Below are 17,539 nucleotides of genomic sequence, written 5' to 3'. Positions count from 1 at the left end.
GGTATCGGTACCGGTTGCGATACCGGTGGGTTAATCCGGGCATTGCCGTGGTTTCGGAGGAGGCCACGATCAACTGAAAATTAGCGCTATTTCGGCGCTGTGGGAGGAACCATGACACACTACACTTTCAAATCGCTCGTCCTGAGCGGCATCGCCGCCGCATCAACCCTTGTCGCGACGTCGGCGCTGGCCCAAGACTACCAATGGACGTTCCAGACATCGGCGCAGGCCGGAGACAACTTCTTTCCAATCGAAGAAGCATGGGCGGACCGCGTCAAAGAACTGTCCGACGGGCGCATCGAGATCACTGTTGTTCCGGTTGGGACCGTGGTGGCGCATAATGAAACGCTCGACGCTGTTGGTGCGGGCATCTTGCAAGGCCACATCACCGATCCGTCCTACTTCTCGGGCAAGGATCCTGCATTCGCCATGTTGGGCAACCTCGTCGGCGCATGGTCTGCACCTGAGCAGATGTTCGACTACATGGAAAACGGCGGCGGCAAAGCGCTGTTCAACGAGTTGGTAAACCCCTACGGGCTGCAGTTCCTTGGCGCCTCTGCAACGGGGGTCGAGGCCTTCTTGTCGACAGTGCCGATCTACGGTGTTGATGACCTCAAAGGCATCAAAATGCGCGCACCAGAAGGCATGGTGCAAGAAGTCTTCGCCGCAGCCGGTGCGTCGCCCGTGAACCTGCCCGGTTCCGAGGTCTACACCTCGCTGGAAAAAGGCGTGATCGACGCAGCCGACTACACCGTTTTCTCGACCAACCATGCCCAAGGCATGCACGAGTTCGCCAAATACCCGCTGTATCCCGGCTTCCACTCGATGCCTGTGATCGAAGTGTCAGTAAACAAAGACATCTATGATGGCCTGCCCGAAGATCTTCAGACCATCCTGAACGAGTCTGTTTCCGTCTTTGCGCGCGATATGGTCAGTCAGCTGGACGAGCAGAACGAGGTCGCCGTTGCAGAAGCGATGGCCGATCCAGACATCACCGTGATTAACTGGTCTGACGAAGAGCGTGCCCGGTTCCGCGGTATCGCTAAGTCGCAGTGGGCCAACTGGGCCGAGCGATCTGACATGGCTGGCAAGGCCTATGAAAGCGTTACGTCCTACCTGATCGAAGCCGGTCTTCTGGCCGAGTAAATCCACACCATGAAACGTTGCGAAGGGGCCAGAACCGGCCCCTTCGCCCCACGCATTCGCTCACGTTCCGGGAGGGGACAATGGCACAGTATGAAACGGCGATGACCGAAGCCGAAGTCGAGGCGCAGCTCGAAGCGCTCAAACGGGCGCACGACGAAGACACCGCCGGCCCCCAGAACGTTCTGGATCGCGGTATTGTCTCGCTCGGGACCGTCTTTAGTTTTCTGTTTGCACTCGCAACATTGATTTCACTGTATGAAATCGCCGCGCGGTATTTCTTCAATGCTCCCACGATCTGGGCGCATGAAACCGTGATCGCACTGATCGCCGTTTGTTACCTGTATGGCGGGATGCAATGTCTTGCCGCTGACAAACATATTCGCATCGGGCTGATCTATTTTGGCACCAGCGGCGGCACGCGCAGATTGCTGGACGTGGTCAACGGCATGCTTGCCTTGTTCTTTGCGCTCGCCATTGCCTACGCCGCCTATACCATGGTCGAAAAGTCGTGGTGGACGCCGCAGGGCGACATCCGACTTGAACGCTCGGGCTCGGCTTGGAATCCCATCACACCGGCCCTCATCAAAATGATGCTTTTGATCACGGCGATCGTCTTGGCGGTGCAATCTGTCGGCCATATCTGGACCGCATGGAAGGGCACCGGCTATCGCCAAAGCGCAGGCGAGGCGCCAAGCAAATGGGCCATCATCGGAATTGGCATCGTTTTCGTCATCCTCGCCACTGGCGGCTACCTGCTGTTTTCGCAAGGACGCGGCCTTGGCATTCAAACCGGCTCGCTGCTGCTTGTCGGCTCGATCATGGTGCTCATCTTGACGGGCATCCCGCTGGCCTTTGTCACCGGCCTGATCGCGATCCTCTTCACCATTGCATGGTTCGGCCCGTCCGGCGTGCCGCTGGTATCGAGCCGGATCTATTCCTTCGTCAATGAATACGTCCTTGTGGCCATTCCGATGTTCGTCTTGATGGCGTCGCTGCTGGACCGCTCGGGCATGGCGCGCGACCTCTACGATGCGATGCGCCTTGTGGCCGGTCGCATCAAAGGCGGTGTTGCTGTTCAAACACTGGTTGCAGCCGTGTTCCTTGCTTCCATCTCGGGCATCATCGGGGGCGAGATCGTCCTGCTGGGCCTGATCGCCTTGCCGCAAATGTTGCGGCTTGGGTACAACCGCGCGCTGGCCATTGGGACGGTCTGTGCCGGTGGGTCGCTGGGCACGATGATCCCGCCCTCCATCGTCTTGATCGTCTACGGTCTGACGGCCAGCGTCTCAATTGGCGATTTGTTTCTGGCCACCGTGACACCGGGCCTGATGCTGGCATCGTTTTACATCATCTACATTCTTATCCGCTGTTACGCGAACCCAGAGATGGGCCCGCCCATTTCGGACGAGGAGCTTAACATCCCGATGTCCGAGAAACTGCGCAAGATGCGCGGCGTGATCTTGCCCATCGGCGTCGCGGTCACCGTGTTGGGCTCGATCTATGGCGGCATCGCCTCAGTGACCGAGGCCGCGGCAATGGGCGTGGTCGGCGTGTTCGTCTCGGCCTTGATCCGCCGCGAAGTCACATGGGCCCTGATCCGCGACAGCCTGAAACAAACGCTTGAAACCTGCGGCATGATCATCTGGATCGGCCTGGGTGCGGCAGCTCTGGTGGGTGTCTACAACCTGATGGGCGGCAACCGGTTCATCGAAAGCACCATCCTCGACAGCGGGGCCTCACCCATGGTCATCGTGTTGATCATGATGGGCATCTTGATCGTGTTGGGCCTGTTCATGGATTGGATCGGCATCGCGCTTCTGACCATGCCAATCTTCGTGCCGATCATCATCAAGCTTGGCATGGACCCAGTATGGTTTGGCATCCTCTTCGCTATGAATATGCAGGTCAGCTATCTCTCGCCGCCATTTGGCCCTGCTGCCTTCTACTTAAAATCTGTCGCGCCTAAGGACATGAGTTTGTCCGAGATCTTTCGCGCGCTGATCCCCTTTATCTGCATCCAAGTCGTTGCGCTTGCTATCGTGCTGTTCTTCCCTGACGTTGCACTGTGGCTGCCGAACTGGGTGAAGGGAGGTTAAAATGACCATAGATACCAAGAACTCTACAAATGTCGCGATTATCGGCCTTGGTTCGATGGGGTATGGCATGGCCGCTTCAGCACTGCGTGGTGGGCACAAGGTCTGGGGCGTTGATATCAACCCGGACCAGATCGCCAAGTTTAAAGCCGAGGGGGGGCAAGATGCTCCTCTTTCTGAGGTCGCCGAAACGCTGGATGCCATTGCGGTGGTGGTATTGAATGCCGCCCAAACCGAAAGCGTTCTGTTCGGAGAAGACGGCATCGTTGCGAAACTGAAACCTGGCGCGGTTGTGCTGGCCTGCGCGACCGTCCCTCCGGCCTTCGCTAAAGACATGGCCACAAGGTGCGATGAACGCGGCGTTCACTATCTTGATGCGCCGATTTCCGGGGGGTCGATCAAAGCCGCCAGCGGTCAACTTTCGATTATGGCGTCCGGCTCCGTGCAGGCATTTTCTTCCGCGCGCCCGCTGCTGGACAGCATCGCCGAAACGGTTTTCGAGCTTGGTGACGAAGTTGGGGCTGGTAGCGCGATGAAAGCAGTGAACCAGCTTTTGGCTGGCGTCCATATCGCCACCATGGCTGAGGCTCTGACCTTTGGCATGACCCAAGGCGTGGCTCCTGAGAAGTTTGTTGAAGTTATCAGTAAATGCGCCGGAACCAGTTGGATGCTCGAGAACCGCGCGCCACATATCGTGGCGGGGGACTACACGCCGCATAGTTCGGTCAACATATGGCCCAAGGACCTTGGCATCGTGCTCGATATCGCAAAATCAGCACAGTTCAGCGCACCCATTACTGCGGCGGCGCTACAGCAATTCGTTGCAGCTGCCGGAATGGGACATGGGCAAGAAGACGACGCCGCAGTCGCCAAGGTGTATGCCCGCAACGCTGGATTGACCCTGCCGGGAGAGGACGCATGACCACCATCCTTGGCTGCATCGCCGATGACTTTACGGGCGCAACCGATCTTGCGGGCTTGCTCGCACGAAGTGGTGTACGCGTCTCCCTGCGCATCGGTGTTCCCGATAGCCCGCCTTCTGACACTGCCGCATTCGAAGTCATCGCACTAAAGTCTCGTACTGCACCGGTTGATGAGGCCCTCGCCGAGACCCGAGCCGCGTTGAAGTGGTTGCAGGCAGCAGGGGCGCAGAGGTTTTTCTGGAAATACTGTTCCACCTTCGACTCGACAGCGGAAGGCAATATTGGCCCCGTCGCCGAGGCGCTGATGGCCGACCTTGGCACTGACCAGACGATCTATTGTCCGGCTTTCCCCGAAAACGGGCGCGCCATCTTTATGGGCAATCTGTTTGTCGGACAGCAGCCTTTGGCAGAAAGCCCGATGAAGGATCACCCGCTGACCCCGATGCGTGACAGCAACCTGATGCGGCTTCTGCAGCCGCAGGTCACCCGCCCGGTCGGTCTGGCCGACAGGTTGACCGTGGCGCAAGGAACCGACGCCCTTCGAAATGAACTTGACCAACTCAAAGCCAAAGGCGTGGCGCATGTGGTGGTTGATGCCGTTGCCAATTCGGATCTGGGGATCATCGCCGAAGCCTGTCGTGATATGCCGCTTATGACGGGCGGAAGTGCCGTGGCTATGCCGCTTCCGGCGCTTTATTTGGCCGATGGAACCCTGTCGGCGGACGCCCGCAAGGCGGAGGCGCCTGAACTGGGGGCGGCAACGATTGTGCTGTCCGGCAGTTGCTCCGCCATGACAAACAAACAGGTGGCCGACTACACAAGTCGCGGCGTTCCGGCGTTCCAGTTGGACCCGCTGGCTTTGGCCGAGAACGGCCCGCAAAAAGCGCTTGATTGGTTGTCCAGGCAAGATCTCGACCAAGCTCCGATCATCTATGCAACAGCCAACCCGCAAAGCGTTCGCGCAGCACAGGAAAAACTGGGCGTGGCAGGTGCCGGAGAGATTGTAGAGGCCACCCTATCAGCTTGTGCTGTGGCGGCACGGGATAAAGGTGCGCGCCGTGTCATCGTTGCGGGCGGTGAGACGTCGGGGGCCGTGACCAAGGCGCTTGGTGTGACCCAGCTTGATATTGGGACAGAAATTGCACCGGGTGTCCCTTGGACCTATTGCCAGTCGGGCGGGCATCAGATTGCCCTGACTCTCAAGTCCGGCAATTTCGGGACAGAAACCTTCTTTACCTATGCCCAAGAAAAGCTGGACGCAGTATGACAAGCGAAGCAAAACTGCGCGAGCAAATCTGCCTGCTGGCAAAGTCGATGTTTGATCGCGGCCTGACCGGTGGCAGCACCGGCAACATTTCTGCCCGAACAGAAGACGGCGGGCTTCTGGTCTCCCCTACCGGGACAAGCTTCGGTAGGCTCGATCCTGGTAGACTCAGCCGATTTGACGCGATGGGAAACCACATCGACGGCGACAAGCCGACGAAGGAAATGCCACTTCACACGGCATTCTACGACACACGCAGCACGGCAGGTGCAGTGGTGCACTTACATTCCTGTCACTCGGTCGCGCTGTCGCTTATGCCGGACACCGATGAAGACAATTTCTTGCCCCCATTAACGCCTTACGGAATCATGAAGCTGGGGAAGGTCAAGTTGCTGCCGTTCTTCTTGCCCGGGGATCCGGCAATGGGGGAGGCAGTGCGTGGGCTTGCCGGTAAGCGTAGTGCGGTCATGCTGGCCAATCACGGGCCGGTTGTTGCGGGCAAGGATATCGAAGCCGCCTGCAATGCCATCGAAGAGCTCGAAGACACCGCGCGACTGGCCATGCTCACGCGTGGCATGAACCCGCGGATGCTGACACAGGCGCAGCAGCAGGCCTTGATCACAAAATTTGATGTGGAGTGGGACCAATGAGATTTTCTGCGAACTTGGGGTTTCTGTGGGCGGACCGGCCTTTGCCTGACGCGATCCATGCGGCCAAGGCAGCAGGGTTTAGCGCCGTGGAATGCCATTGGCCCTACGATGTGCCCGCCGGGGATGTGACGGCGGCCCTGCAAGAAACCGGCCTGCGCATGTTGGGGCTCAACACCCGGCGCGGGGATTTAGCGAGCGGCGAGAACGGATTGTCTGCGTTGCCCGGGCGCGACAAAGACGCGCGCGCCGCCATTGATGAGGCGATTGCCTATGCGGTCGCGATCAACACGCCCAACATTCACGTCATGGCCGGGTTTGCGGAGGGCCGCGATGCCCATGAGACCTTCGTCGAAAACCTGCGCTACGCTTGCGAAAAGGCGGCCCCCTACGGGATCACGATCCTGATCGAGCCGTTGAATAGATATGACGCACCGGGCTATTTCCTGACCACGACCGATCAAGCGCTGGCCGTGATCGCCGACGTCGGGACCACGAACCTGAAACTAATGTTTGATTGCTACCACGTGCAGCTGATGGAGGGTGACCTGACCCACCGGATCGAAGCGCTCCTGCCCTCAATTGGTCATATCCAGTTCGCCTCTGTCCCCGATCGGGGGGCTCCGGACAACGGCGAGGTCAACTACGCCCACATCTTCAGCACCATCGCGCGGCTGGGATATGACGCGCCCCTGGGAGCCGAATACAAGCCCGGCGGCGGCACGGATGCGACGCTGAGCTGGATGAACGACGCCTGACACTTGGGCGTCTGTGTCGCCCCTTCAAAGAAAAGGCCTGTACCATGAACGCCAATCAGATCACCTTTCGCGAATTTCTTTTGTCCCAGCGAAGTCAGCACCAACTGGACAAGGATCTGATCTTCCTTATGGAAGACATTGCGACCTCTTGTCGGATCATCTCTCACCAAATTCGCGGCGGGGCGTTCGCTGGCAGGCTGGGAGCTACGAAATCAACTAATGTTCAGGGGGAGACGCAAAAGCAGCTCGATGTGATCGCCAACGATGTCTTCGTACGACACTGTTCGAACTGCGGGCGCGTTGCTGCGCTGGTTTCGGAAGAGGTCGACGAGGTTTATTGGCTGAAAGACAAGCCTGAAGCCGGGGATTACCTCGTCTATTTCGACCCGCTTGATGGGTCTTCAAACCTCGACGTGAACCTCTCCGTCGGGTCGATCTTCTCGATCTCGCAACTTCCCACAGCTATTGATGCCACCGACGACCGGTCCGTGCTGCGCGCCGGCGCGGAACAGATCAGTGCCGGTTATGCGATCTATGGCCCTTCGACGGCTCTCGTCATCACGACTGGCAATGGCGTGCATGGTTTTACGCATCAGCAGGGCACCGGAGAGTTCCGCCTGACCTTCCCTGATATGGTTATCCCCGAGGCCACGGGCGAATTTGCAGTCAACGCCTCTCGTTACTCACTCTGGGATCAGCCGGTGAGGCGCTATTTCGACGAGTGCATCCAAGGTAAAAACGGCCCCCGTGAAAAGACCTTCAACATGCGCTGGACCGCTTCGATGGTCGCTGAAGTGCACCGGATCCTGATCCGTGGTGGCGTATTTCTCTATCCACGGGACGCAGGCAATAATGCCGACGGCGGCAAGCTACGCCTGATGTACGAGGCCAACCCGATGGCGTTGGTTGTCGAACAGGCAGGTGGTTCCGCGTCTACGGGAACCGAACGCATTTTGGATGTGCAACCCAACGCGCATCATCAACGTGTTCCCGTGATCCTTGGTTCGAAAGAGGAAGTAGCCGTTCTGGAGCGATATCACCGCGAGAGCTAACCACAGCCCCCTTGAGCCGCTTTCTTCAATTTTTCTGGCGCGTTGCGCCGCAATGGAGCGCTTGAAATGCCCCTGATTTCCCTTCGCCAACTTCTTGATCACGCCGCCGAGCATGACTACGGCCTCCCGGCATTTAACGTCAATAATATGGAACAGATGCTGGCCATCATGAAAGCGGCCGACAAAGCGAACAGCCCGGTCATTATGCAGGCCAGCCGTGGGGCGCGGGCATTCGCCAACGACATCGTTCTCGCACACCTTATTCGTGCTGCGATTGAGATGTATCCGCATTTGCCGATTTGCATGCACCAGGACCATGGAAATTCTCCGCAAACTTGCCTTTCGGCACTTGTGAACGGCTTTTCCTCGGTCATGATGGACGGGTCTTTGACCGATGATGGCACCACGCCTTCGGACTTCGAATACAACGTAAACGTGACAGCAAAGGTCAGCGAAATGGCCCACCTTGTCGGTGCTTCAGTAGAGGGCGAGATCGGGCATCTAGGCTCTCTGGAAACCGGCAAGGGTGAGGCGGAAGACGGTCATGGATTCGATGGAGAATTGAGTCGGGACCAGCTCGTGACGGATGCAGATGAAGCTGTAGAATTTGTGCGGCGCACCGAGGTCGACGCCCTCGCCGTCGCCATCGGGACCAGCCACGGGGCCTACAAGTTCACCCGCAAACCGGATGGCGATATCCTCGCCATGGACGCGCTCAAGTCGATCCACGCCAAACTGCCGGACACGCACCTTGTAATGCACGGCTCCTCCTCTGTTCCGCAAGAACTGCAGGACATCATCAACGAACATGGGGGTGAAATCGCCCCAACCTGGGGCGTGCCCTTGGAAGAGATAGAACTGGGCATCAAGCATGGGGTGCGCAAGGTGAACATCGACACCGACCTGCGCATGGCCCTCACCGGCGCGATCCGTAAGGTGTTTGCCGAGGACAAGGGGCAATTCGATCCCCGGAAATATCTGGCGCCGGGCGTGGAAGCCATGTCGGCGGTCTGTTTCGACCGGTTTGAACGGTTTGGCTGCGCCGGAATGGCGTCAAAAATCTCGTCCATTCCGCTCTCGGACATGGCCCAACGATACCAATCCGGAAGCATGAAACCCTCTTTAGGACGCTGAGACCTCACCCTTTCGTCTTGATCTCCATTGCCTGCTTCGGGCGCGCAACGACTGCAGGCACGCGACGAGACCATATAGTGCCGCCTATTTTTGTATCAGGATATCCACTCCGTCTGCTTACAACTAATTCGGTATTGTAGGCTGTTTTCGCAAAGAGTTTCGGTTGTCCGCCCTACTTCTAAGTACTTCAGCCGCTGCAGCGATGACCAAGCAGGCACGACGAACGGCAGATTGGTTCGCGACTTGAACTTGGTCGTTTGATATTCACTTCGCCAAGCACGAACAACCGGTGTCCCCCGCCGCTTCGCAGCAGAGAAATTTTTGCACGTGCGGAACCTTTCCTGCCGCGAGCGCATGCAGCAAGATGTCCATAGGTCTGGTATGGGCTCGCTGTCAGCTTTCGCTGCTGCGAGGTCGTAGGTCTGTTCTAAATTGGCGAACGGCGAGTGCCGTCCGCCAACATGGGTCAGATGTCGATCCGCTCAGCGATGCTCAGCGCATCTTCCAGTTCAACACCAAGGTAACGAACTGTGCTATCGACCTTCGTATGGCCAAGCAAAAGCTGCACAGCGCGAAGGTTGCCCGTTTTGCGGTAGATTTCCGAAGCCTTGGTCCGGCGGAGTGAATGAGTGCCATAGGCGCTCGGCTCCAACCCAATCGATGTCACCCAATCACGGACGAGCCGACCGTATTGCCGAGTTGAGATGTGTGGTCGATCGTGGAAACGGCTTGGAAACATGAACCGGCCAGCAAACATCTCCGGCGATTTAACCCATGCCAAGACTGAATCGCGCGTGTTTTCAGTCAGTTCGAACTGCACCGGCTTTTTGGTTTTGCTTTGGATCACCGATACCCGTTCGCGAACGCGATCTTCTTTCACTAGGTCCGTGACGATGAGTTTGACCAGATCACAACCGCGAAGTTTGCTATCAATCGCAACGTTGAACAGCGCAAGATCGCGGGGATAGCTAGCAAGTTCAAGGCGTGCGCGGATCGCCCAGACCTGTTTGGGAAGCAGCGGTCGTTTCTGTCCGATGATCCGCCCTTTGTTCCAGGCTTTGCGCTTAGGGGTGACTGCAGGAAGTTGGACTCTTGGCATAACATGCCCTCCAATCCTCCCTCCAAACCCAGACGTCAGCACCGCGCTGACGCCAAAAACATAGCATCGGATTGAATGACCGGTGTCAGAAGGAACTAATACAGGCCATCTCTGCGAGCGCATTAGGCTGCTCAGAGCCCAATCAAACCGATACTGCGCACTGCATTAATGTCTGCTATAGACAGATTGATCCGCCTGTCGCGAGCAAAAGTTAAGAACGTTTAAGGGACCTGCTACGGATGCTGAAGTTATTCAAAAATTTCAAATACATACTTCTAATGACTATTGTCGGATGCGACACGGTCGGCCCTCTGCAAAACATCGCACCCTTTCCTGATCGCCCAACTGAAATCTATACATTTCAATACACTGCCGTACGCGTCTCGGGCGTCGTTTGGGGATTTGAGCGTAACGGCAGCCCCATTATTTATGGTGGTCCTGTCGGGCTGATTTATGAAAACAGTATAGAGCCTGCTGTTATGATATCCGGGACAGGCATAGACCTTCTGACCGCCTCTGATGTGACTAACACAAACCCCGAACAAATTAATGCTTTTGCGAGGGCAGCGGTTACGTTTTGCGCCAAGGAGAGCTTTACTGTTCGAGGAAGTGGCGCTGTTAACATTTACACGGATCAAGGTGCGTTATACCTCGTCGACTTCTGTGTTCCCGAAACCTGAATATTGCGGCTTCCTGAGTAAGAGCAGCCGTTTGCCAAAAATCAACCAAGGTCAGGAAAGTCCGCAACCTGTGAATCTGCTGTTTTATAATTGCCGCGCTTAGGACGAATGGCCGGAAACGACGCTGCACCGCATCGTGGAAAGTTACGCTTGCGCAGAAAATTTGGTGCTGCGAGCGCATGCAGCAAGATGTCCATAGGTCTGGTATGGGCTCTTTCCGGCCGTTAGCTGCGTTTTCCACCAATGTCTGGTTCAGTGGTAAGCTCTGAGTTGTGTTGCGCTATAGGCTCGCCGTCATTGTGCAACGCAGCCTGCGTCTCGCCGTTGTCCCAGCGATACAGAAGGCCGATTTCTTCACCTGTTTTGATGCATGAAATACGGCCGATGGCTTCGGCCGTTGTGCGAACACTCGTAATTTCGGGCAATATCAGCCCCTCTTGTTTAATAACTCTTGTGGGTCGATTTCGAGAGCAAGTGCGATCCGCTCCAGAACATCGATTGATGCTGAATTTTTGGCGAGTTCGATCTCGCTGATATAGCTGCGATCTACATCCGCAGCCAAAGCTAGCTGTTCTTGGCTCAATCCTCTGGAATTTCTTAGATTCCGGACATTTAACCCTACTCGTTCCCGTAATTTCATGGCCTCTATTCGGCCAGATCACAAGAACCGCTCTACGGAATATATTCCACAAAACGCGCGCGAGCATCACAAACACTATGCTCGCATATGGTGTAAAGGTCGGGATTTCAGGTAGCTTAACAATAATGCAGCAATGTAGTCGAAAGGCATTTATTGATATGTGGTCCAGACTTATCAGAAATTGGAGCGCTGGAGCTGTCGTGGCTCTGCTCTCAGCTGTGGCTCCGCAGGCGGCTAAGGCCTATCAGGTTGACTGCGCCATTCTGCTTTGCCTGGCTGGTGGGTGGCCCGCGTCAGCAGAATGTGCCCATGCCCGTGCCGTGTTTATCCGTCGGATCACGCCCTGGCCGATTGAGCCGCCGTTGCAAATCTGGCGTTGTCCGATGGGTGTTTCTGAGCGTGTGCCTTTGCAAAGCACGGCCCCGAAAATCTGGGAGGCCAGCAACCAATCAGGTCAGCAGCTCGCACAAGTCATTCTGGCACAGGTAGTCGAAGGTGGTGCCGATATCGACATCAGTGGTCTGGAATTCGATTTCGTACGCTCGATTCGTGTCTGGGATGTTCGGCACTACAGCCATCGCGAACGCGGTCGCGACGATGATTGTTCTGAGAGTTACAACATGCGCCTCGGGACCTATGGCACGCAGGGCGAATTCGGCTGGCAAAGCACGACACCAGCGGCCGCCCCGCAATGGGTTCTGCCGTCACGGCGCTGTTCATCATCGAATTGGCGACGAGGAGTTGGCGTGGAATGGGAAGATCACGAGGGCAACCACGGATATGAGTGGGTGGCCTACTAGGGTTATTCGCCGATGTCTTTCATGCGTTCCGCGATATCGCCCGCAATGCGTTCATATAGCGCGGCTTGTTTGTCCCTTGGCGTCCCAGGCTTTGGGTTTCTTCGACGGATGCGTTTGGCGAGCCAGAACAGCATACGGGCCGCTGGATCGGATGTCGCATCCGGTTCTGCGGCCGGATACTTCTCCTCTAGGGCGACGACGATTTCCTGAGACAGGCTGCGCCGGTTCAGTGTGGCATGCGTTTCCAGACGCTTCTTGAGCGCGGCAGGAAGCAAGAGTTTGAATTGGACCAAGGCTTCTTCTTTCATGATTGCATGATGGACAATATTTGTCCTCAATGATATGGACATTTTATGTCCTTTTGTTGAGGTGTAAATATGAAGACAACCCAGTTCAAACTTAACCTTCCAGCGGACGTGAAAGCCTGGCTCGAAGAGGAGGCTGTGCGCAACTTACGCTCACAGGGCGCTCAGGTGGTGTCTTGTTTGCGGGCAGCCATGTCGCGGCAAGAAGCCGTGGGTGAGAGGGCTGAAAAATGAGCCCAAGCCATATTCAGCTGATTCCGACCCCAGAGCTTGCGCTTCTCTTCGGCTACAGTGAGCCGAGCGCGTCCTTCTATGACTTCTGCCGTAGGACGGGTATCGCTCCGGTGCCAGGGCGGCGCGGGTGGTATGACCCGAAACTCATTCGCGCGCGATTGGATGCTGTTCAGGGCATCAGCGCGGCAGAACGCGAGGCCACTTCGCAACCGAGCCTCGTTGCACAGCGGAGAGCGCGCCGTGCCCAGAAGTAACCTTCCCAAGGGCGTCCACCGTGTCCGGCGCAAAGTTGTGTCTGGTGTTCGCTACCATTTCTATGCCTGGCGGGGCGGCCCCAAATTTTGGGAGGGGACGGACCCGAACCCCAAAGAGCCCGAATTCTTCCATGCGTTTTCACAGTGCGGTACGCCCGTGAGCCCGGCTGAATATCTGACGACTCACTTGGTCGACGATTTTCTGTCCAGCGCGTCCTTGCCCAAGGCTGAGCGTTCAAAGGCTGATATCCGCAAATGGCTGGAGCTGTTTCGCGAAGAATTCGGTGCAGATCCTGTCGCGATGTTCGAAGAACGCGCCTCGCGGGGCGAGGTCAATAATTGGCGCAAGAAGTGGCTCCATTCGCCCAAGCAGCACGACATGGCGGGCACCCATGCGACACGCGTTCTGAATTGGGCGGTGGAAGAGGGAAAGCTGAAAGAGCATCACTGTCACAAGCTCAAGAAGCTCTACCAATCGAACCGGACTGAGATCATTTGGACGAGTGGCGACATAGCGCAGTTCAATAAGCACGCGCCGAAATGGGTGCAGAGGATCCTGACCGCAGGATGCGAAACCGGCTTGCGAGCGGCCGATCTGGTTCAGGTTAAAATGGACCAATTCGAAGACACGCCGCACGGCAAGCGCCTTCGCTTCAGGACCAGTAAGCGCGGCCAGATCGCATATATCCCGGCCACATCGGCACTTGAGAAACTGATCGCAGAGACGCCGGAGGGCCAAGATGTGCTGCTGGTATCAGAGCTTGGCAGGCCTTTGACGGCCCGTTGGGCATCGAACCAGATCACCAAGTGGCGGCGCGAAGCTCAGATCCCCCCTTGGATCGATGGCAGGGAGAAGACTCTGTCTGATACGCGCGGGACGGCGGCGACAAGATTGCTAAATGCCGATCTGTCTCTGCGCCAGATTGCGGTGCTGATGGGGTGGTCGGTTCGCTACGCGGCGCAGGTTATCGAGCATTATGCGCAGGTTAGCCCGGACGAAAGCGATGCGGTTCTGCGCAAGCTCAATCGAGCGAAATCACTGTCTCAAGACACAAAAATGTAAACGCCCCTGTAAACGCAGGGCCTCAAGCACGGCAAGGAGTGATGTAAGTGATTGTTTTTAAATGGAGGCGAGTACCGGAATCGAACCGGTGTACACGGATTTGCAATCCGCTGCGTCACCACTCCGCCAACTCGCCTTTTGCCTTATTTCTAAGGTCCTTGTGGTGTGTAGCGGGGAGTACCGTGATTCACGGCGCAGTACAAGCCTAAACATGCACAAAGCGTCGGCGTTTCATCTGCTCCTAAGCGCGTACTTGGGCAAAGCACCTCGCCAGCCGGGGCTCTCAGCGGCGGGGCATTATGAGCGCGCAGCAGGGCAAGTCGTCATGCGTCTTGGTTTTCAAGGGCGGTGCGCTCGATGGCTTTGGCAATCAGTTGCGGCACCCCGGTCAGGGCGCCGGTCACCGGCAGCACTTGGCCGGAGAAACCCGCGTCTTCCAATGCTTCGGGGATGTCCTGTCGCACGTGGTCACCGGCCTGCGCGAAAAAGGGCAGGCAAAGGCTGCCGGGGGGCAGCTGCCGTGCCGCCTCGGCGAGCCGGGGGGCCTGTTCGACATAGCCGATCGACACCGTCCAGCCGGGCAGGTGGGGCCGCAACTGCGCGGCGAAGGCCTCGGCCGCCTCGGCCGCCTTGGGACCGCGGGCGGAGCCATGGGCTGCGAGCAACAGATGCAGATCCTCTGTCGCTGGCCATGCCAGCTCTTTGGCAGACTGCAACACCGCCTGCGCGGCCAGCTGCGGCAGCGCGGGATCGAGCCCGAACGGTGACGCGACGTGGCAGGGGATGTCTGAGAGCCGCTCTGGCAACACCTTGGACGTGAACCAGCCACGGGACATGAAGAAGGGGTAAATGATCGCGCCCGGCGTCACTGTCGCTTCCAGCTGACCGGGGCTGGCGAGGGTGGCGGAGCGGACGTCCCAGTCGGGCAAAAACGCGGAAACAGCCTGCGCCACGGCTGCCAGGTCGGCCTCGGCCGGGGCGGGTGCGGAGGGCTGGCCGTGGGCGGTGATGACGGCGGTGCGCTGGGATTGGCTCACGGTCGCTTCCTTCAGGTTCGCCGGTCGACAGGCGTTGGGCAGGGCGGGTTTATCGTGATATCTGACGGGTTTGGCGGCTCGGGCGCAAGGTGAAACTCACTTTTTGGCCGTGGCGGAAAAATCCCTGTTACAAGGTGGTTGACCTTCCCGAACGCTTCCCATAAATCAGCAAATACTCCGAGCGGGTATGGTGAAATGGTATCATAAGAGCCTTCCAAGCTTAAGGTGCGGGTTCGATTCCCGCTACCCGCTCCAAACTCTCCCTGATCTTCGCAGTCTACCGTTTGGCGGATATCCCCGCCTGTTGCCTGGGCGGTGGCCCTCGGCCTTTGCGTGACACGGTGATACAGTGTGACGCGCCCGGAAACGGGCCAGAAGAGGCATTTGCACGGGCTGTGCGCTTGACCTGCCGGGCCGAGAGGGCCATGAACCCTGACGAATGTGCGGGGGTCGCTCCCCCGCCTGCCCACAGTGCAAAAGGAACCGGCATGGCGCGCAAACCGGCAGCCCCGAACTCTGAACAGGAGCGGGCAACCTCACGCAAGATCGGGGTACTTGCAGCCCTGTGGCCCTTCATGCGGCCCTACCGGTTGCTGATGTTTGCGGCGACCTGTGCGTTGGTCATGACGGCCGGGCTGTCATTGACGCTGCCGTTGGCGGTGCGGCGGGTGGTCGACAATTTCCGGGTGTCGGATTCGGAGCTGTTGAACCTGTATTTCAGCGCGGCCCTGGTGATCGCGGCCTTGCTGGCGGTGGGCACCGGGTTGCGTTACGCGCTGGTCACGCGGCTGGGTGAGCGGGTGGTTGCCGACATCCGCAAGGCGGTTTTCGACCGGGTGATCGGCATGAGCCCCGCCTTCTACGAGCGTATCATGACCGGCGAGGTGCTGAGCCGGATCACCACCGATACCACCCTGATTCAGTCAGTTCTGGGATCCTCCGTATCAATTGCCCTGCGCAACCTGTTGATTTTCCTTGGTGGCATGGTGCTCATGCTACTGACCTCGGCGAAGTTGACGCTGATGGTGTTGTTGATCGTGCCGGCGGTGATCGTGCCGATCCTGTTCCTGGGGCGCCGCCTGCGCGGCATCAGCAAGGAAAATCAGGATTGGATCGCGGCCTCTTCCGGCAACGCGGGCGAAGCCCTGGGGGCGGTGCAGACGGTGCAGGCCTTCAGTCACGAGGACCGGAGCCGGGCGGACTTTGCCCGCATGACGGAGACCGCGTTCGAAGTCTCGCGGCGCCGCATCCGTACCCGCGCGCAGCTGACCGTGATCGTGATTTTCCTGGTGTTCTCGGGCATCGTGGGCGTCTTGTGGATGGGGGCCAACGACGTGCGTGCCGGGGTGATGAGCGAGGGCACGTTGATCCAGTTCGTGATCTACGCGGTGCTGGTGGCAGGGTCGGTTGCGGCGCTGTCGGAGATCTGGAGCGAGTTGCAGCGCGCTGCCGGCGCGACCGAGCGGCTGGTCGAACTGCTGAATGCCGAGGACACGGTGCGGGACCCGGTTTCCTCGCGCCAGCTGCCGCAGCCGGTGCGCGGGGGCATTGAGTTCGAGGATGTGTCTTTCCGCTATCCGTCGCGGCCGGATGTTCCGGCGCTCGACGGGGTGTCGCTGACGGTCGCGCCGGGCGAAACCGTGGCCTTTGTCGGCCCGTCCGGGGCAGGCAAGACCACCATCATCCAGATGCTGCAGCGGTTCTACGATCCCAACAGCGGCGCGGTGAAGCTGGACGGCGTGCCGCTGACCGATCTTCGGCGCGACGAGTTCCGGCGTCACATCGCGCTGGTGCCGCAGGATCCGGTGATCTTTGCCGCCTCGGCGCGTGACAACATCCGATTTGGTCGCCCCGATGCCACCGATGCCGAGGTGGAAGCGGCGGCGCAGGCGGCAGCAGCGCATGAGTTCATCCAGAAGCTGCCGGAAGGCTACGACAGTTTCCTCGGAGAGCGCGGCGTGATGTTGTCGGGCGGTCAGAAGCAACGCATCGCCATCGCCCGCGCCATTCTGCGTGACGCGCCGGTGTTGCTGCTGGACGAAGCAACCTCGGCACTGGATGCCGAGAGCGAACGCCTGGTGCAGGCCGCGGTTGATGAGCTGAGCCAGGGCCGTACCACGCTGATCGTGGCGCATAGGCTGGCGACGGTGAAGAAGGCAGACCGCATCGTGGTGATGGATCAGGGGCGCATCGTTGCCACCGGCACCCACGATGAGCTGGTGGCCGAAGGCGGGCTTTATGCGCGTCTGGCCCGGTTGCAATTCACCGAAGGCATGGCCGCGCAGTAATCCGCAGGGCATCGAGGAACCGCGCCGGGTTAGGTCCCGGCGACCGACCGCGCGGCGCGCGCGGCGGGTGTTCAGGCGCGGGCGGAGAGAAATGGCGTGACGTCACAGCGCAAGGTGACTTT

At 58.5% G+C, this 17,539-nt stretch carries 17 protein-coding genes, 2 tRNA genes and 1 pseudogene; 14 read left to right on the top strand and 6 right to left on the bottom strand.

What is annotated here, in order from left to right; translation table 11 throughout:
- Positions 1-111: 111 nt before the first annotated feature.
- The 9 genes and pseudogenes from AB9K35_RS14555 (at position 112) to fba (ending at position 9,017) form a co-directional block, all read left to right on the top strand.
- A complete protein-coding gene (locus tag AB9K35_RS14555) occupies positions 112-1,146 on the top strand; it encodes a TRAP transporter substrate-binding protein (protein WP_369835325.1) in 1,035 nt (344 codons plus the stop codon).
- A gap of 80 nt (positions 1,147-1,226) precedes the next feature.
- Positions 1,227-1,790 (top strand): annotated as a pseudogene (locus AB9K35_RS14550) (TRAP transporter small permease subunit); the annotation flags it as partial.
- Positions 1,791-1,964: 174 nt separating this feature from the next.
- Complete coding sequence (locus tag AB9K35_RS14545) at positions 1,965-3,242, top strand: TRAP transporter large permease subunit (RefSeq protein ID WP_369835335.1); 1,278 nt, start codon at positions 1,965-1,967, stop codon at positions 3,240-3,242.
- Between the two features lies 1 nt (position 3,243).
- Positions 3,244-4,161, top strand: a complete 918-nt coding sequence (gene ltnD / locus AB9K35_RS14540; RefSeq protein WP_369835324.1) for an L-threonate dehydrogenase — start codon at positions 3,244-3,246, stop codon at positions 4,159-4,161.
- On the top strand, positions 4,158-5,429 hold the full coding sequence (otnK, locus tag AB9K35_RS14535) for a 3-oxo-tetronate kinase (protein WP_369835323.1): 1,272 nt from the start codon (positions 4,158-4,160) through the stop codon (positions 5,427-5,429). Before ltnD ends, otnK begins: the two co-directional genes overlap by 4 nt.
- Positions 5,426-6,076, top strand: a complete 651-nt coding sequence (locus AB9K35_RS14530) for an aldolase (protein WP_369835322.1) — start codon at positions 5,426-5,428, stop codon at positions 6,074-6,076. Before otnK ends, AB9K35_RS14530 begins: the two co-directional genes overlap by 4 nt.
- Positions 6,073-6,831 (top strand): hydroxypyruvate isomerase family protein, encoded by a 759-nt coding sequence (locus AB9K35_RS14525; RefSeq protein ID WP_369835321.1) that lies wholly within the window; start codon positions 6,073-6,075, stop codon positions 6,829-6,831. Before AB9K35_RS14530 ends, AB9K35_RS14525 begins: the two co-directional genes overlap by 4 nt.
- A gap of 44 nt (positions 6,832-6,875) precedes the next feature.
- The gene (locus AB9K35_RS14520) at positions 6,876-7,883 is read left to right on the top strand and encodes a class 1 fructose-bisphosphatase (protein ID WP_369835320.1); all 1,008 of its coding nucleotides are present in this window, start codon (positions 6,876-6,878) and stop codon (positions 7,881-7,883) included.
- Positions 7,884-7,949: 66 nt separating this feature from the next.
- On the top strand, positions 7,950-9,017 hold the full coding sequence (fba, locus tag AB9K35_RS14515; protein ID WP_369835319.1) for a class II fructose-bisphosphate aldolase: 1,068 nt from the start codon (positions 7,950-7,952) through the stop codon (positions 9,015-9,017).
- Positions 9,018-9,483: 466 nt separating this feature from the next.
- Here fba and AB9K35_RS14510 read toward each other — a convergent pair whose 3' ends face one another.
- The gene (locus tag AB9K35_RS14510) at positions 9,484-10,116 is read right to left on the bottom strand and encodes a tyrosine-type recombinase/integrase (RefSeq protein WP_369835318.1); all 633 of its coding nucleotides are present in this window, start codon (positions 10,114-10,116) and stop codon (positions 9,484-9,486) included.
- Between the two features lie 239 nt (positions 10,117-10,355).
- Here AB9K35_RS14510 and AB9K35_RS14505 point away from each other — a divergent pair, with 239 nt between their 5' ends.
- On the top strand, positions 10,356-10,796 hold the full coding sequence (locus AB9K35_RS14505; RefSeq protein WP_369835317.1) for a hypothetical protein: 441 nt from the start codon (positions 10,356-10,358) through the stop codon (positions 10,794-10,796).
- Between the two features lie 224 nt (positions 10,797-11,020).
- On the opposite strand, the gene AB9K35_RS14500 is transcribed toward AB9K35_RS14505, so the two are convergent.
- The gene (locus tag AB9K35_RS14500; RefSeq protein ID WP_058260737.1) at positions 11,021-11,221 is read right to left on the bottom strand and encodes a hypothetical protein; all 201 of its coding nucleotides are present in this window, start codon (positions 11,219-11,221) and stop codon (positions 11,021-11,023) included.
- Between the two features lie 2 nt (positions 11,222-11,223).
- Positions 11,224-11,436: a helix-turn-helix domain-containing protein gene (locus AB9K35_RS14495; protein ID WP_058260738.1), complete on the bottom strand. Its 213-nt coding sequence runs from the start codon at positions 11,434-11,436 to the stop codon at positions 11,224-11,226.
- Positions 11,437-11,594: 158 nt separating this feature from the next.
- Between AB9K35_RS14495 and AB9K35_RS14490 the strand changes: the two genes are divergently transcribed.
- On the top strand, positions 11,595-12,236 hold the full coding sequence (locus tag AB9K35_RS14490) for a hypothetical protein (RefSeq protein ID WP_082638137.1): 642 nt from the start codon (positions 11,595-11,597) through the stop codon (positions 12,234-12,236).
- Positions 12,237-12,238: 2 nt separating this feature from the next.
- Here the strand turns inward: AB9K35_RS14490 and AB9K35_RS14485 are convergent, their stop codons facing one another.
- Positions 12,239-12,586, bottom strand: coding sequence for a hypothetical protein (locus AB9K35_RS14485; RefSeq protein ID WP_170349194.1), 348 nt, complete (start codon positions 12,584-12,586; stop codon positions 12,239-12,241).
- Between the two features lie 429 nt (positions 12,587-13,015).
- Between AB9K35_RS14485 and AB9K35_RS14480 the strand changes: the two genes are divergently transcribed.
- Positions 13,016-14,092 (top strand): tyrosine-type recombinase/integrase, encoded by a 1,077-nt coding sequence (locus tag AB9K35_RS14480; RefSeq protein ID WP_192966064.1) that lies wholly within the window; start codon positions 13,016-13,018, stop codon positions 14,090-14,092.
- 62 nt (positions 14,093-14,154) lie between these two features.
- Here the strand turns inward: AB9K35_RS14480 and AB9K35_RS14475 are convergent.
- Positions 14,155-14,228: transfer RNA gene (locus AB9K35_RS14475), tRNA-Cys, on the bottom strand.
- A 187-nt stretch (positions 14,229-14,415) separates the two neighbouring features.
- The gene (locus tag AB9K35_RS14470) at positions 14,416-15,129 is read right to left on the bottom strand and encodes a CbiX/SirB N-terminal domain-containing protein (protein WP_369927122.1); all 714 of its coding nucleotides are present in this window, start codon (positions 15,127-15,129) and stop codon (positions 14,416-14,418) included.
- Positions 15,130-15,310: 181 nt separating this feature from the next.
- Here AB9K35_RS14470 and AB9K35_RS14465 point away from each other — a divergent pair.
- Positions 15,311-15,384: transfer RNA gene (locus tag AB9K35_RS14465), tRNA-Gly, on the top strand.
- Positions 15,385-15,617: 233 nt separating this feature from the next.
- Complete coding sequence (locus AB9K35_RS14460; RefSeq protein WP_369927120.1) at positions 15,618-17,417, top strand: ABC transporter transmembrane domain-containing protein; 1,800 nt, start codon at positions 15,618-15,620, stop codon at positions 17,415-17,417.
- Positions 17,418-17,539 lie beyond the last annotated feature (122 nt).

Source organism: Leisingera sp. XS_AS12 (assembly GCF_041224635.1).
Classification (GTDB): Bacteria; Pseudomonadota; Alphaproteobacteria; order Rhodobacterales; family Rhodobacteraceae; genus Leisingera.
The sequence above is the reverse complement of the archived record's forward strand: the minus strand, read 5'-3'. Positions and strand labels throughout refer to the sequence as shown.